The sequence below is a fragment of the Zhihengliuella salsuginis genome (genome assembly GCF_014651715.1).
Lineage (GTDB): Bacteria > Actinomycetota > Actinomycetes > Actinomycetales > Micrococcaceae > Zhihengliuella > Zhihengliuella salsuginis.
Map to the genome: position 1 here is coordinate 1 of NZ_BMXK01000001.1, position 13345 is coordinate 13345.

The following is a 13345-nucleotide window of genomic DNA, read 5'->3' on the forward strand; positions in this document are numbered from 1 at the left end:
GGTCCGCGACAACCAGCCGCGGACCGCTCAACTCTGCCTCTTGACAAGAACAACCTACATATCAGGTGTACTGACCTCGACCGTTGTTGACGCGGTCGATGGGAGCTTTACCTCCGATGCCGAGGTGGGCTCTGTCTAGGTTGTAGTAGTCGAGCCAACCTGACAAGGCCGCTGTGCGGTCGGTGTTCGATGCCCAGGGGCGTGCGTAGGCCCACTCGTTGGCCAGGGTGCGGTTCAGTCGCTCGACTTTGCCGTTGGTCCAGGGGCAGTGCGGGCGGATGAACTTCTGCTTGATGCCCCGGCTGCTCAGTGCCTCTCGGAAGGCCCGCGAGTTCCGGTAGGCGAAGGCGTTGTCGGTGATGACCCGCTCGATGTCTATGCCGAGCCCGGTGTAGAACGCGATCGCGCGTTCGATGAAGCCGGCGCTGGTGGTGCCTTTCTCGTCGTCGTGGACCTCGAGATAGGCCAGGCGGGAGTGGTCGTCGACGGCGGCGTGGACGAAGTCGTAGCCGGCGCCGCGTTTGCTCGTCGGGCGTTCACCGCGCCCGTGCGCGCGCCATCCGCCGCCGTCGGGGATGCGGCCGAGTTTCTTGACGTCGACATGGATCAGCGATCCGGGATGGTCGTGTTCGTAGCGGCGCCCCGACCGGCGGGAAGCGCGGATGACCGCCCCGGTCACCGGGTCCAGTTCACGCAGCAGCGGCATCTGGTTCCGGCGCAGGACCCTTCCGACCGTCGAGGCCTGCATGCCGAGCCTGCTCGCGATGAACACCGGCCCGCGGCGGGTCAACTCGCGCATGATCCGCACCCGGGTCTCCTGGCAGGCGCGGGTACGGTGCGGATGGCTGCGGGCGACGCTGGAACGGTCCCGCAGACCGGGCAGGCCGTGCTCGCGGAACCTGCGCCACCACCGCCACGCGGTCGTGCGAGAGACACCCATCTCGGACGCTACATGGGCCACCGCGCGCCCGGACTCGATACGCCGGACCATGGTCATTCTTCCGGCTGGAGTCAGCCGGGCGTTAGCGTGGGACATGAGAGACCTCCGTGGGAACGAGCTGAAGAATTAGACAGCTACAACTCGACCCCGGAGGTCTCTCCTACGTCAACAACGGTCCGGGCCAGTACACCTAGGGCAGGGCTTTGTCGAGGCGTTTCCTGCCGACCCGGTCCAGGACCACGGCATGGTGGTCGGTTTTGCCGACGGCGAGGCCGATGAAAACATCGACGGTTGCGGGATCATCGTCTTGCCTTCCTGGGAGCAGGGACTTCCAGCGGGTACGACGGTGCTGGCTTGTCCTGCGGCTCCAAGGCTCGGTATCCACGTCACAGCCGATTTGGACGGTAGTTCTCACTTCCGCATCCGGCCTTTATTAGCTATGTCCTCTGTGCCTATCGAACGCCGGTGACAACGCCCCCCCGTGTGAAGTCTCCCGGATCATTGGCGACTGGGGGCAGGAATCATGCCGGGGCCGACAGGCCAGCAACCTCTAAAGTCGCATTTTCGGGGGCGGCTGAGAAGGCAACGGGGGATTCGTGGGGAGCGGGGCTTGTCAGGCGGCGTATGGGCGGCGGGCGGCGACTTTGAACTCGGGCGCGCCATCGCCCGGGAGCGGCTCGATCTCCCAAACGCGCGCCGGGATCTCAGTCCCCGCGGCCGTGCGGTAGGCCTCGACGCTAAGGGTCCAAGCCGGTGCGGCTTCCGATGCGGTGAGGGCGGCCTCGGCGTCGGAGAAGTCGGAGAAGACCACGCGCACGTCGGTGGTGGTCGCGGATGGTAACGCGTGGTCGGCGCCTATCAGCCGCCGGCGCGTCCGCTCGCCGGGCCCGTCCGGTCCAGCCGGCTCCGCGCCCGGCACCCGCAGCCTGGCCCCGCGGAACAGGTGGGTGTGGGAGGCGTGCAGCACCAGGCCCGCCTCGCCGCCGCCCGCAGTCCCTGCCATGGTGCCCATCCTAGGGCGGACGGTCAATGCGCGGCGAGCGCCGCGGGCTCGAAGGAGATCGCAACCCGGCCGCGGGCGTCGTCGTACCGGACCTCCGCGTCCACCTCGTAGACGTCGCGGATCAGCGCCGGGGTGAGCACCTCGCGCGGGGTGCCGCCGGCGACCACGGCGCCGTCCTTGAGGACCACCAGCTGGTCGCAGAACATCGCGGCCAGGTTGAGGTCGTGCAGCGCCACAATGCTCGTGACCGGCAGCCGCGTGACCAGCGTGAGCAGCTCGAGCTGATGCCGGATGTCCAGGTGGTTGGTGGGCTCGTCGAGCAGCAGTTCGCGGGGTTCCTGCGCCAGGGCGCGCGCGATCTGCACGCGCTGCCGCTCGCCCCCGGAGAGCGTGTGCCACAACCGGTCCGCCTTGTCGGCGAGCCCGGTGTGCTCGAGGGCGCGCACGACGGCGGCGCGGTCCGCCTCCGGGTCCCCGCCCCACGTGCCGCGGTGCGGGATGCGGCCGAGCCGGACGACGTCCTCGACCAGGATGTCCATGTCCGTCTGCGCGTGCTGGCTGACCACGGCGACCGCGCGGGCGATGCTCCGGCGGGGGATGGAGGAGAGGGCCTCGCCGTCGAGCCGGACCGTGCCGGCGGACGGCTTGGCGACGCCCTGCATGAGGCGCAGCAGCGAGGACTTGCCGGAGCCGTTGGGGCCCAGCAGGCCCACCGTGTCCCCGGGGGCGGGGCGCAGGGTGACGCCGTCGACCACGAGCGTCCCCTCGCGGGACCAGCTGACGTTCTCGGCGGCGAGGCTCATGCGGCCCTCCGGCGGCGGGCGAGCAGCGCGATGAACACGGGCACGCCGATCAGGGCGGTGCCCACGCCGACGGGCAGCGGGGTCGGGGCGAACGCGACGCGCGATCCGGCGTCGACCCAGACCATGAAGATGGCGCCCAGCACGGCCGTCGCCGGCACGATCCGCGTGTGCCGGGACCCGAAGAGCAGGCGGGCCGCGTGCGGCAGGACGAGGCCGACGAACCCGATCGCCCCGGCCACGCTGACCAGGGTGGCGGTGATGAGGGCCGTCATGAGCAGCAGCAGGAGGCGGACGCGGCGCACGTTCAGGCCGAGCGAGGAGGCGACCTCGTCGCCGAAGGCGAACGCGTCGAGCGCGTGGGCGTAGCGCAGGCAGATCAGCGTGCCGGCCGCGACGACGGACAGGCACAGGGCGACGTCGTTCCAGCGCACGCCCTCGAGGGAGCCGAGCAGCCAGAACATGACGCCGCGGGTCTCGTCCGAGTCGGCGAACGCGAACACGATCAGCGAGGTCAGCGCGGAGAACAGCTGCGTGCTGGCGACGCCGGCGAGGACCACGCGGTCGTTGCCGCCGCCGGCCATCTTCGAGAGGCCGAGGACCAGAGCGAACGCCACCAGCGCGCCGATGAACGCGCCGCCGGAGAGGCCCAGCGCGGCGCCGCCGAGGCCCAGCACGCCGACAGCGACGGCGCCCGTGGACGCGCCCGAGGAGACGCCGAGGACGTACGGATCGGCGAGCGGGTTGCGCAGCAGCGACTGCATGATCGCCCCGCACAGGCCCAGCCCGGCGCCGCACGCCGCGGCCACCAGTGCGCGGGGCAGGCGCTCCTGCCACACGATCGCGTCCTCGGTGACGCGGACCGGGATGTCGGCCTCGGCCAGGTGGTTCAGAAGCACGTCGCGGACGTTGACCAGCGACACGTCGGCGGGACCGAGCGTGATCGCGACGCCGACGGAGAACGCGAGCAGGGCGATCCCGCCGAGCGTCAGGCCCGCCGCCGTGAGGATCGTGCGCGCACGACGGCGGCCGCCCGCCGCGGGTGCGGCGGACGCGGCCGGTGCCGGCACGGGGTCGGCTACGGGTGCGACGGTGCTAGTCAGCGTTCTGTTCCTTCCAGAATTCGCCGATCTTCTCGAGCCCGTCGACGAAGCGGATGGACGGGTTCATCTCCGCGCCGTGCAGGGCGATGTAGCGCTCGTTCTCCACGGCGTCGAGGGTGCTGGTCAGCGGGTCCGACTCGAGGAACTCGATCTTGTCCGCCAGCAGGTCGCCGGGGAAGCGGTTGCGCTGCAGGTCGCCGAGGACCAGGACGTCCGGGTCCTTCTCGACGACGGTCTCCCAGCCGGTCGCGGGCCAGTCGTCGGCGGTGTCCGCGAACGAGTTCTCCATCCCGGACATCTCGGCGAGCATGGCCGCGGAGCCGTAGCCGCCGGCGACGTACGGGGTGCGGGTGTCGGCGAACCAGAAGGCCACGGTGGCGCCGTCGGCGTCCACGCCCTCGAGGGCGGCGTCCGCGCGCGCCTGCAGGTCGGCGACCAGGGCCTCGCCGCGGGACGGGACGTCGAAGATGGCCGCGAGTTCGCGGATCTCCGTGTAGAGCGACTCGACCTCGAGCAGCTGGGTGCGGGTCCCGCCGCCGTTGATGATCAGGTCGCCCTCGCAATCCGTGGGGGAGAGGTAGGACTCGATGCCGGTCTCCGCGAAGCGGTCGCGGGTCGCGACGCCGTTCTCGCCCAGGTGGCGGCCGAACGAGGCCGTGATGAAATCGGGGTCGGCGTCGAGGACGACCTCGTAGGTCGGGGCGTTGTCGGCCAGGCGCGGCACGTCGGCGTTCGCCGCCTCCAGGCCCGGCAGGACCGGGTCGGTCCACGAGGCCGTGCCGGCCACGCGGTCCTCGAGCCCCAGGGAGTAGAGGATCTCGGTGGAGTTCTGGTCCAGGGAGACCACGCGCTCCGGCGGCGCGTCGAGAGTGACCTCGACGCCGCAGTTCTCGATCGTCAGCGGGTACTCGGTGGAGCCTTCGCCTCCGGCGGCCGCCGATGCGGACGGCTCATCGACGGGTTCGGAGGCGCCGCAACCGGTGGCGGCGAGCGCCAGCGTCGCCGCGATGGCGGCCCAGGCGGCCGAACGAATCTTCATCAACTTGCTCCCGTGGATCGTCTGGTGGGACCGAGACGCCGCACCGGGAAGACAGTTTAGCCTGCCCTAAGTTGATTTGGTAAATGAATCGTCATGAATGTCGATCGATGCCGGCGGGCGCGTCCCGCCGTCGAGTGCCGGCCGCCGCCGGCCCGGACGCCGCAGCGATGACGCGGAACCGACCAGCACTCCGGCGACGATCAGCACGCCGCCGACCAGCTCGCCGGCGCTCGCCTCCTCGCCGAGCAGCAGCCATGCCGCGCTCATGCCGAAGACCGGGACCAGCAGTGAGAACGGTGCGACGACGCCGGCCGGGTGGCGCGCCATGAGCCACGTGAAGATGCCGGAGCCGAGCACCGTCCCGATCAGGACCGTGTAGGCGAGGCCGGCCAGCGCCGCGATGCCCGCCGGGGTGCCGAGCCCGGTGAACGAGGCGGCGATCGCCTCCGGGCCCTCGGCGGCCAAGGACAGGGCGAGCATTGGAAGCGGCGGGACCACCGACATCCACAGGGTGAGGTGCAGCGGGTTCGAGGGCCGCGCCCGGCGGTTGCAGACGTTGCCGATGGCCCAGCCGAAGGCGCCGGCCAGAGTCAGGAGGAAGGGCAGCAGGCTCGCCGACTCCCAGCGCTGCCAGCCGACGATCGTGAGGCCGCCGACCGCGATCGTGATGCCGGCGATGCCGAAGGGGCCGATCCGCTCCCGCAGGAAGAGCGCACCCAGCAGGACCGTGAACGGCGCCGAGGCCTGCAGCACGAGCGAGGCCAGCCCCGCCGGCATGCCGATGGACATGCCCCAGTACAGGAAGAGGAACTGGAGGGTGCCGAAGCCGAGGCCGTAGCCGACGAGCCACCGGGTCGCGACGTCGGGGCGGGGGATCAGGATGATCGTCGGCACGGCGAGAAGAGCGAAGCGCAGCGCCACGAGGAAGAGCGGCGGGAACACCTGGAGCGAGGCGTCGATGGCGATGAAGTTCAGGCCCCACATGAGGGCGACTGAGACGGCGAGCAGCCGGTGGCGGGTGGGCATGGAATCATCCTCGCCGCTGCCTTCTTGAAGGACAATCGACAAATTTGGAAAGTACTCTGTAGGTTGTCTTCATGGAATACCGCCACCTGGAGTTGCTGCGCGAATTCGCCGACCGCGGCAGCGTCACCGCCGTCGCCGAGGCGACGTACCGGACGCCGTCGGCCGTCTCCCAGCAGTTGAAGACGGCCCAGCGCGAGGCGGGCATGGCGCTTGTCGAGCCCGCCGGCCGCGGCCTGCGACTGACCGGGGCCGGGCGGCTGCTCGCGGAGGGCGGGGCGGATCTCGCGACCGCCCTGGCGAGGGTCGAGGCGCGGTGGGACGCGTTCCGGGGCGAGCCGACCGGCGTCGTGCGCATCGCGGCGCTGCCCAGCGCGGCGACGTTCCTCATGCCGCCAGTGCTGCGGGGGCTGGGCGGCACAGGGATCGAGGTCGAGGTCAGCGACTACGACGTCGCCGAGGCCGAGTACGCGGACCTCGCCGCCGACAACGACATCGTGGTCGCCCACAGCCTGACCAGCGTCCGCCCCGCGGGAACGCGCGGCGAGTCTGTGGTGCCGCTCGCCCGCGAGCCCCTCGACGTCGCCATGAACGCCGCGCACGAGCTCGCCGGCCGGGACCATCTCACGCCCGCCGACGTCGCCGGCTGCGCGTGGATCGGCGTCCCGGTCGGGTATCCCTTCGACACCGTGCTCGAATCCGTGAGCGCCGAGACCGGTGCCGACCTCGACATCCGCCAGCGGATCCGCGACAACCGGCTCATCGAGGCACTGGTCGCCGACAGCGACCTCGTGGCGATCCTTCCCCGGTTCACGACGCCCACGGGCGGCGGGCTCGTGCTGCGGGAGCTGCGCGGGGCCTCGTCGGTCCGGCACGTGTCCGCCGTGATGCGGCCGGACCGCGCGGAGCGGCTCTCCGTCCGGACCGTCCTGGAGGCCCTGCGCGCCTCCGCGGCCGACACCGAGCGCCGCCATGAGGCCGGACCGCCGGCCTAGGCGTCGATATCCACCAGCTCGACCCCCGCCGCCGCCAGCCAGGCAGCCGCGTCGGCGGGTGCGCCGCTGGTGACGACCACGTCGACGGCGTCCGACGGGCAGACCGCGAACGTCGCCGTCATCCCGAGCTTCTCCGCCGTCGTGACGGCGATGACGCGGCGGGATGAGGCGAGCGCCGCCTTCTTGAAGTCGGCGTCCTGCATGCTGGTCGCCGTCAGGCCGATCTCCTCGCCCCAGGCGCACACGCCGAGCACGGCGACGTCCGCCCGGAAGTCGAGGACGTCGCGCGCCGCGCGGTGCCCCTTCCACGACAGCTCGTCCCCGTTCAGCTCGCCGCCGGGTGTCACGATGCGGGTCCCCGGGCGCTCGCCGAGCGCGGCGGCCCCGTGGATCGACAGCGGCATGGCCGTCAGGTCCCGCCCCGCGGCGGCGCGGGCGACCGCGGCGCACGTGGTGCCGTCGTCGATGATGACACTCGAGGCGTCGGGGATGAGGCCGGCGGCCGCGGCGCCGATGCGCTGCTTGAGGGCGGTGTTCGTCTCCTGCCGGACCTGGTACGGCAGGCGCGCGCCCCGGGCGGGCAGGCCCACCGCGCCGCCGTGGGTCCGGCGCAGCACCCCCTGGAGGGCCAGTTCGTCCAGATCGCGCCGGACGGTCATGGCCGAGGCGCCCGTGGCCCGGACCAGGTCGGCGACCCGGACCTCCGCCGTCCCCCGCACGGCGTTGATGATCGTTTTCTGCCTGATCGCACGTTGCATGTGTTTGATTCCACCGGAAGACTGCGGCGTATGCAATCCACACCCTCGCTCCGGCGGGCGCGCCTGTCCGCCATGCTGGCCTTCGCCACCAACGGCGCCCTGCTCGCGACGCTCCTCGCCCGCTACGCCGAAGTCCAGGACCTGCTCGGCGTCGGGACCGGCCTCTTCGGGCTGCTCGTCGTCGGCTACGTCCTCGGCGGCGCCGGGGCCTTCAACCTTCCCGGGGTCGTCCTGCGCCGGTTCGGGATGCGGGCCACGACCACCGTCGGCACCACCTGGGTGGCCGCCGCACTCTTCCTCGCGGTGGTCGGGATCGTCATGGGCCAGCCCTGGCTCTTCTTCGCGGCCCTGGTCCTTGCGGGCGCCGCCGACACCTGCGTCGACGTCGGGCAGAACGCCCAGGGCCTCAGGGTCCAGCAGGGGTACGGCCGTTCGCTGATGAACTTCATGCACGCCGGTTGGAGCATCGGCGCGGCGCTCGGCGGCGCCGTCGGCACTCTCATGGCGACGCTCGACGTGCCGCTCCTGGCGCACATCGGCCTCTGGGGCGCGGTCTGCATCGGATCGATGTGGTGGGCCTCCCGCGGATTCCTCGCCGACGGGACCGCGGCCGCCGGGGACGCCCCCGCGGAGTCTCTGCGCGGGCGGCACGTGATGAAGATTCTCGTCCCGCTCGCCCTCGTCGCGCTGGCCGGGATCAGCGTCGAGGAGATCGCCAACAACTGGTCGGCGATCCTCCTCGCCACCGAACGCGGAGTCCCGCTGGGTTCCGCCGGCATCGGCCTGAGCGTCCTGCTGGCCGCGCAGTTCATCGGCCGCCTCCTCGGCGACCGTTTCATCGACGCGCTCGGATCGCACCGCGCGCTGCTGATCAGCCTGGGGGTCGTGGTCGCGGGGATGCTGGCCGCGGCGTGGGCGCCGAACGCGGCGACGACCCTGCTCGGGCTGGCGCTCGCCGGCCTCGGCTGCGCGGTCACGGTCCCGGTGGCCTTCGCCGAGGCCGACGCCGTCCCCGGGCTGCCGCCCCACGCCGGTGTCACCTGGATCAGCTGGGCCATGCGGGCCGCCACGATTACCCTCGCGCCCACCATCGGCGGCATCGCCACCCTGGCCTCCCTGCCGGTCGCGCTGACCGTGGTGACGGGCATCGCCGTCGTCGCACTGGTGCTCCAGCTCGGCAAACGGCCCCGCGCGGGCCGGGAGGCGGCGTCGTGAGGGCCTTCGACGACCTGGTGGCGGAGGCGGCCGCCGCCGACGTGACCGGGTGGGGGTTCGAATTCCTGGACGGCCGGGCCGCCGAGGAGCGGCCGTGGTGGGGGTACGTTCGGCAGCAGGCCGACGCGCTGTCCCAGTCTGAGGCGGCGCTCGACCTCGACACCGGTGGCGGGGAGGTGCTCGCCGAAGCGCTCGAGCTCGCCGCGCGGCGGCCGTCGGCGACCGCCGCGACCGAGGGGTGGGAGCCGAACCTGCTGCGGGCGCGCTCCCGGCTCGAACCGCTCGGCGTGCGCGTAGCGGCGGCGGCCCCCGGCGAAGCGCTGCCCTTCGCCGCCGGCGCCTTCGACCTCGTGACGAGCCGGCACCCGGTCGCGCCGGACTGGGCCGGGACCGCGCGCGTCCTCGCATCCGGCGGGCGGTACCTCGCCCAGCACGTCGGCCCTGCCTCGGCGTTCGAGCTCGTCGAGTACTTCCTCGGCCCGCAGCCGGAGGCCCGGAAGGGGCGGGACCCGGAACGCGAGGCCGAGCAGGCCCGGGCCGCCGACCTGGACGTGGACGAGCTGCTCACCGCGCGCTGCCGGATGGAGTTCCACGACGTCGGCGCGGTGGTCTGGATCCTGCGCAAGTGCCCGTGGTGGGTCCCCGACTTCACGCCCGAGCGCTACGCGGCGAAGCTGCGCGCTCTCGACGCCCGGCTGCGGCGGGAGCCCTTCGTCGCCCACTCGACGCGGCACCTGATCCGCGCGACGCGACGCTGAGCCGAACGCCGCCGTCGTCCTGAATCTCAGGTGACGCCGAGGCCGCTGAGGGCGTTCAGGCCCAGCAGCACCCCGAGGATGCCGACGACCCAGCCGATCGTCGCCCCGGCGTGCCTGCTCAACCAAGCTTCGAGGCGCCGCAGCGGAGCATCGACGACACGGTGCGCCACCAGGCGTCCCAGAACCACCAGCACGGCGGGCAGCAGCATGACCGCGCAGTAGAACAGGATCAGCACGATGCTGCCAGGCCAGGCCGGACCGGTGCCGGCGACCAGCCCGATGCCGGCGAGATACGGCAGCAGTGTCGGCAGCTCGAGCCCGACGGCGATGAACGCCAGCCCCAGCAGCGGCCCGAATCCGCCGGGCCCGTCGCCGACGGCGCGCTGCCTGAACCGGGTCATCCGGCCGGCGTTCCCCCGGCGCTCGTCGCGCCGCCGCTTGGCCTCCTTTCCGGAGGCCGTCATCGGGTCGAGCCGGAAGCTGTAGGCGAGCAGGCCGGCACCGACCGCGAGCTGTCCCACGAGGAGAGGCGAGGACTCCCCGGCGCGTTCGACGGCCCGCACGAGCCCGTCGCCGAAGAGGCTCAGCGCCCCGAGGAGGACGACGCCGACCGCCGCGTAGGCCCCGCCGACGACGGCGAGATAGGCGGCGATCCGGCCGGCGCGCAACCTCCCGGGAGCCAGAGCCAACCAGAGCGGGATGAGCAGCGTGCCGAAGCTCGTGGAGTCGAGCAGCGCCAGCACGGCGAGAACGCCCAGGAGCGGAGCGGGTCCGTCGCCGCCGAGCGCGGCCGCCACGTCTATTTCCGTCATGATCGAATCCTCCCGCGTGGCCGGCCGCCGGGGCATCGGTCCGAAGGAGGGAACGCCCGCGGGGCCATCCCCCTTAAGTTGGAGGACGCGGAGGCGCTGCCCGTGGTCCAATACAAGCATGCCCGCCCTGTTCGCCAGCAAGCACCTGCAGACCGCCGTCACCCTGGTGCTGTCCGTGCTGCTCGTCGCCGCCGGCTGGACGGGGATGTTCAACGTGGGGTGGTGGGAACCGGGGAACCGGCCCTCCGGGTGGTGGCACCTGCTGCCGCTCGCCCTCATGGTCCTGCCCCTGCTCGGCAAGCACCGCAGGCCCGTCGCCTCCCTGGTGGCGGCCGTCCCGATAGTCGCGGCCGACGTCGCACTCGGCGGCAGCGTGGGGATCTGGCTGTGCGTCGCCGACTTGATCTACCACGTGGGGCTCAGGGCCTCACCGGGAGCCGTCCGGGCGGTCGCCGTCGTTTTCGGTGTTGGCAGTGTCGGAGCCGTCGTCGCGTCGTGGGTCGTCCAGGGGCCGTCAGCCGCGGTCGGCGCCGGTGTGAGCGCGGTGGCCCTGCTGCTCATGCCCCTCTGGTGGGCGTCGGAGGTGCGGCGCGGGTACCCGCTCTGGCCGCAGGGCTACGCGCGCAACGAGCTGGAGGCCGAGCGGAGCGCCGTACTGTTCGAACTGCACGAGCGCCAGCAGCAGGCCGCGGTCGACGCCGAACGCCGCGGCATGGCGCGCGAGCTCCACGACACCGTGTCCGCGGAGATCTCCGCGATTGCACTCACGGCCGGCGCCGCGCTCGCCGGGGACGCGGACGAGGCCCGCGACCGGCGCGCGCTCGGGACGATCCGCGCCACGAGCGTCGGAGCCCTGGAATCGCTGCGCTCCATGGTCGCCCTGCTGCGATCCTCCGACTCGGGGGAGACGACGACACAGCTGCTGGGGGAGCCCGGGGCAGACTGGGACGACGCGCTGCACCGGGCCGAGACCCTGGGGCTCGACCTCGGCGTCGAGGGGCACCCGCCCGAATCGCTGCACCCGCGGGTGCGGCACGCCCTGACGCGGGCCCTCGGCGAGGCCCTGCACAACGCGGCCAAACACGGGGCCGGCGACGCCGCCGTCGTCGTGCGCGCCGACGAGGACACCGTGACGCTGACGGTCACGAACCGGATGCCCGTCGACGCTCCCGCGCGGGTCCGCGGGACCGGGCTCATCGGGATGCGCGAGCGCGTGAGCGCCGCCGGCGGGACCATGACGGCCGGGCCGGCGCCGGACGGGAGCGGGCGGTGGCGCGTCGACGTCGAGGTGCCCAACACGCGGGCCGCCGAGCGGGAGGAAACGGGATGAGCGGGACGGTGATCCGGGTGCTGATCGCGGACGACCACGCCAGCGTGCGGGCGGGGCTGCTGCTGCTGCTCGGCATGGCCGGCGACATCGAGGTCGTCGGGGAGGCCGCCGACGGCGCGCTGGCGGTCGCCCAGGAGCGCGCCCTGCGGCCCGACGTCGTCCTGATGGACGCGCGCATGCCCGGGGTCGACGGCGTCGAGGCCACCCGGCGGATCGTCGCGAACGCCGGCGCGGACGTGCTGATGCTGACGACGTTCGACCTCGACGAGATCGTCTTCGGCGCGCTCAAGGCCGGGGCGGCCGGGTTCCTGCTGAAGACGGTGGAGCCGCAGGACCTCTTCACCGCGATCCGCCGGGTCGCCGCGGGTGACGGGGTCGTCGCGCCCGAGGTCACCCGCCAGGTGCTGCGCCGGTTCGCCGCCGCGCCCGAGCCGGGGCCGGAAGCGCGCCCGGCGTACGCCCACGACCTGACACCCCGGGAGACCGACGTGCTGGTCGCCCTCGGGCAGGGGAAATCGAATGCGCAGATCGCCCAGGAGTTCGTGATCTCGTTGGCGACGGTCAAGTCCCATGTCTCCAGCGTGCTGGCCAAGACCGGCACGTCGAGCCGCATGCAGGCGGCGATCGAGGCCCGCCGGGTCGGTCTGGTCTGAGCGGGCCGGGCGCTACATCCAGAGCACGTTGCGGCGCTCGTGCTCCTCGACGCGGTACCGGAACATGCGCTCCAGCAGCTCGGCCGGGAGCGGGGCGCCGTAGGGCAGCCGGATCGAGCCCTTGCCGGTCCCCCAGCCGTCCAGGTCCGGAAGGAAGGCCTCGAGCGTGCTCGGGGTGAAGACGATGTTGGCGTGCGCGGTGTGCCCGGAGAACATGTAGAGGATCGTCCCGCTCGCGTGGACGTAGGCGGGCTGGTTCCAGCGCACCTCCTCGGTGGTGCCGTTCGCGTCGTCGCGGCACAGCGACCGCAGCCGGGTGAGCAGGTCCAGCGCGGAGCCCTCGAAGCCGGACAGGTACTCGTCGACACTGCTGATCTTCGCCATGGCACGATTCTGGATCCTCGGCCGCCGGAAGTCGAGACATGCGCCGGCATCCGGCGTAGCCTGCCTCCATGAGCGCACTCGGCCAGCAGGCCCACTTCATCACGCTGTCCACGCCCGACCTGGACGCGTCCCGCGAGTTCTACGTCGACGCCCTCGGCTGGGAGCCGCTCCTGGACGTGCCCGGCGAGATCATCTTCTTCCAGATCGCTCCCGGCACCGTCCTCGGGCTCTTCGACGCCGACAAGTTCGGCCAGGACCTCGGCGGCGCCCCCGCCGCCGGCGCCAGCGGCGTCACGCTCGCCCACAACGTCGGCACCCGCGACGGCGTGGGCGACGTCGTGCGCCAGATGGAGGCGGCCGGAGGCCGCGTGCTGACGCCGCCGGAGGACGGGGCGTTCGGCGGGATCTTCCACGCCCACGTGGCCGACCCCAACGGGGTGGTCTGGGAGATCGCCCACAACCCCGGCTGGACCGTGCGCGACGACGGCCGGGTCGTCCTCGGATGATCACCTGACTCCGCCGTCGGTGACCC

The 13345-nt window shown here is 72.4% G+C and carries 15 protein-coding genes; 6 read left to right on the forward strand and 9 right to left on the reverse strand.

All coding sequences use genetic code 11. From position 1 onward, the window contains the following. Nucleotides 1–61: 61 nt before the first annotated feature. The 6 genes from IE069_RS00005 to IE069_RS00030 form a co-directional block, all read right to left on the reverse strand. Nucleotides 62–1036: an IS481 family transposase gene (locus tag IE069_RS00005; protein WP_189348063.1), complete on the reverse strand. Its 975-nt coding sequence runs from the start codon at nt 1034–1036 to the stop codon at nt 62–64. Nucleotides 1037–1553: 517 nt separating this feature from the next. Next, on the reverse strand, nt 1554–1943 hold the full coding sequence (locus tag IE069_RS00010) for a hypothetical protein (RefSeq protein ID WP_189348064.1): 390 nt from the start codon (nt 1941–1943) through the stop codon (nt 1554–1556). A gap of 23 nt (nt 1944–1966) precedes the next feature. After that, complete coding sequence (locus IE069_RS00015) at nt 1967–2746, reverse strand: ABC transporter ATP-binding protein (protein ID WP_189348065.1); 780 nt, start codon at nt 2744–2746, stop codon at nt 1967–1969. Beyond that, the gene (locus IE069_RS00020; RefSeq protein WP_189348066.1) at nt 2743–3813 is read right to left on the reverse strand and encodes a FecCD family ABC transporter permease; all 1071 of its coding nucleotides are present in this window, start codon (nt 3811–3813) and stop codon (nt 2743–2745) included. Before IE069_RS00020 ends, IE069_RS00015 begins: the two co-directional genes overlap by 4 nt. 25 nt (nt 3814–3838) lie before the next feature. Beyond that, nucleotides 3839–4885: an ABC transporter substrate-binding protein gene (locus IE069_RS00025; protein WP_189348067.1), complete on the reverse strand. Its 1047-nt coding sequence runs from the start codon at nt 4883–4885 to the stop codon at nt 3839–3841. Between the two features lie 66 nt (nt 4886–4951). Next, a complete protein-coding gene (locus IE069_RS00030; protein WP_189348068.1) occupies nt 4952–5911 on the reverse strand; it encodes an EamA family transporter in 960 nt (319 codons plus the stop codon). A 71-nt stretch (nt 5912–5982) separates the two neighbouring features. On the opposite strand from IE069_RS00030, the gene IE069_RS00035 reads away from it, so the two are divergent. Next, nucleotides 5983–6903: a LysR family transcriptional regulator gene (locus IE069_RS00035; protein WP_189348069.1), complete on the forward strand. Its 921-nt coding sequence runs from the start codon at nt 5983–5985 to the stop codon at nt 6901–6903. On the opposite strand, the gene IE069_RS00040 is transcribed toward IE069_RS00035, so the two are convergent. Next, nucleotides 6900–7661 (reverse strand): DeoR/GlpR family DNA-binding transcription regulator, encoded by a 762-nt coding sequence (locus IE069_RS00040; protein WP_189348070.1) that lies wholly within the window; start codon nt 7659–7661, stop codon nt 6900–6902. The two genes, IE069_RS00035 and IE069_RS00040, sit on opposite strands and share 4 nt — an antisense overlap. A 30-nt stretch (nt 7662–7691) precedes the next feature. On the opposite strand from IE069_RS00040, the gene IE069_RS00045 reads away from it, so the two are divergent. Together IE069_RS00045 and IE069_RS00050 are read left to right on the forward strand one after the other, a co-directional pair. Further along, a complete protein-coding gene (locus tag IE069_RS00045) occupies nt 7692–8876 on the forward strand; it encodes an MFS transporter (RefSeq protein WP_189348071.1) in 1185 nt (394 codons plus the stop codon). Continuing rightward, entirely contained in the window at nt 8873–9634 is a 762-nt protein-coding gene (locus IE069_RS00050) for a class I SAM-dependent methyltransferase (RefSeq protein WP_189348072.1), read from the forward strand. Before IE069_RS00045 ends, IE069_RS00050 begins: the two co-directional genes overlap by 4 nt. A gap of 26 nt (nt 9635–9660) precedes the next feature. On the opposite strand, the gene IE069_RS00055 is transcribed toward IE069_RS00050, so the two are convergent. Next, nucleotides 9661–10446, reverse strand: coding sequence for a GAP family protein (locus IE069_RS00055; RefSeq protein ID WP_189348073.1), 786 nt, complete (start codon nt 10444–10446; stop codon nt 9661–9663). Between the two features lie 118 nt (nt 10447–10564). Between IE069_RS00055 and IE069_RS00060 the strand changes: the two genes are divergently transcribed. Together IE069_RS00060 and IE069_RS00065 are read left to right on the forward strand one after the other, a co-directional pair. Then, on the forward strand, nt 10565–11776 hold the full coding sequence (locus tag IE069_RS00060) for a sensor histidine kinase (RefSeq protein ID WP_189348074.1): 1212 nt from the start codon (nt 10565–10567) through the stop codon (nt 11774–11776). Further along, entirely contained in the window at nt 11773–12429 is a 657-nt protein-coding gene (locus IE069_RS00065) for a response regulator (RefSeq protein WP_189348075.1), read from the forward strand. The genes IE069_RS00060 and IE069_RS00065 overlap by 4 nt, the downstream gene beginning before the upstream one ends. 12 nt (nt 12430–12441) lie before the next feature. On the opposite strand, the gene IE069_RS00070 is transcribed toward IE069_RS00065, so the two are convergent. Next, on the reverse strand, nt 12442–12813 hold the full coding sequence (locus IE069_RS00070; protein ID WP_189348076.1) for an iron chaperone: 372 nt from the start codon (nt 12811–12813) through the stop codon (nt 12442–12444). Nucleotides 12814–12881: 68 nt separating this feature from the next. On the opposite strand from IE069_RS00070, the gene IE069_RS00075 reads away from it, so the two are divergent. Then, the gene (locus IE069_RS00075) at nt 12882–13319 is read left to right on the forward strand and encodes a VOC family protein (RefSeq protein ID WP_189348077.1); all 438 of its coding nucleotides are present in this window, start codon (nt 12882–12884) and stop codon (nt 13317–13319) included. Nucleotides 13320–13345: the final 26 nt, after the last annotated feature.

Bases quoted from the DNA above. Each gene is read 5' to 3' on its own strand.
- IE069_RS00005 (WP_189348063.1), bottom strand. From the start codon at position 1,036: ATGTCCCACGCTAACGCCCGGCTGACTCCAGCCGGAAGAATGACCATG.
- IE069_RS00010 (WP_189348064.1), bottom strand. From the start codon at position 1,943: ATGGCAGGGACTGCGGGCGGCGGCGAGGCGGGCCTGGTGCTGCACGCC.
- IE069_RS00015 (WP_189348065.1), bottom strand. From the start codon at position 2,746: ATGAGCCTCGCCGCCGAGAACGTCAGCTGGTCCCGCGAGGGGACGCTC.
- IE069_RS00025 (WP_189348067.1), bottom strand. From the start codon at position 4,885: ATGAAGATTCGTTCGGCCGCCTGGGCCGCCATCGCGGCGACGCTGGCG.
- IE069_RS00030 (WP_189348068.1), bottom strand. From the start codon at position 5,911: ATGCCCACCCGCCACCGGCTGCTCGCCGTCTCAGTCGCCCTCATGTGG.
- IE069_RS00035 (WP_189348069.1), top strand. From the start codon at position 5,983: ATGGAATACCGCCACCTGGAGTTGCTGCGCGAATTCGCCGACCGCGGC.
- IE069_RS00040 (WP_189348070.1), bottom strand. From the start codon at position 7,661: ATGCAACGTGCGATCAGGCAGAAAACGATCATCAACGCCGTGCGGGGG.
- IE069_RS00045 (WP_189348071.1), top strand. From the start codon at position 7,692: ATGCAATCCACACCCTCGCTCCGGCGGGCGCGCCTGTCCGCCATGCTG.
- IE069_RS00055 (WP_189348073.1), bottom strand. From the start codon at position 10,446: ATGACGGAAATAGACGTGGCGGCCGCGCTCGGCGGCGACGGACCCGCT.
- IE069_RS00060 (WP_189348074.1), top strand. From the start codon at position 10,565: ATGCCCGCCCTGTTCGCCAGCAAGCACCTGCAGACCGCCGTCACCCTG.
- IE069_RS00065 (WP_189348075.1), top strand. From the start codon at position 11,773: ATGAGCGGGACGGTGATCCGGGTGCTGATCGCGGACGACCACGCCAGC.
- IE069_RS00070 (WP_189348076.1), bottom strand. From the start codon at position 12,813: ATGGCGAAGATCAGCAGTGTCGACGAGTACCTGTCCGGCTTCGAGGGC.
- IE069_RS00075 (WP_189348077.1), top strand. From the start codon at position 12,882: ATGAGCGCACTCGGCCAGCAGGCCCACTTCATCACGCTGTCCACGCCC.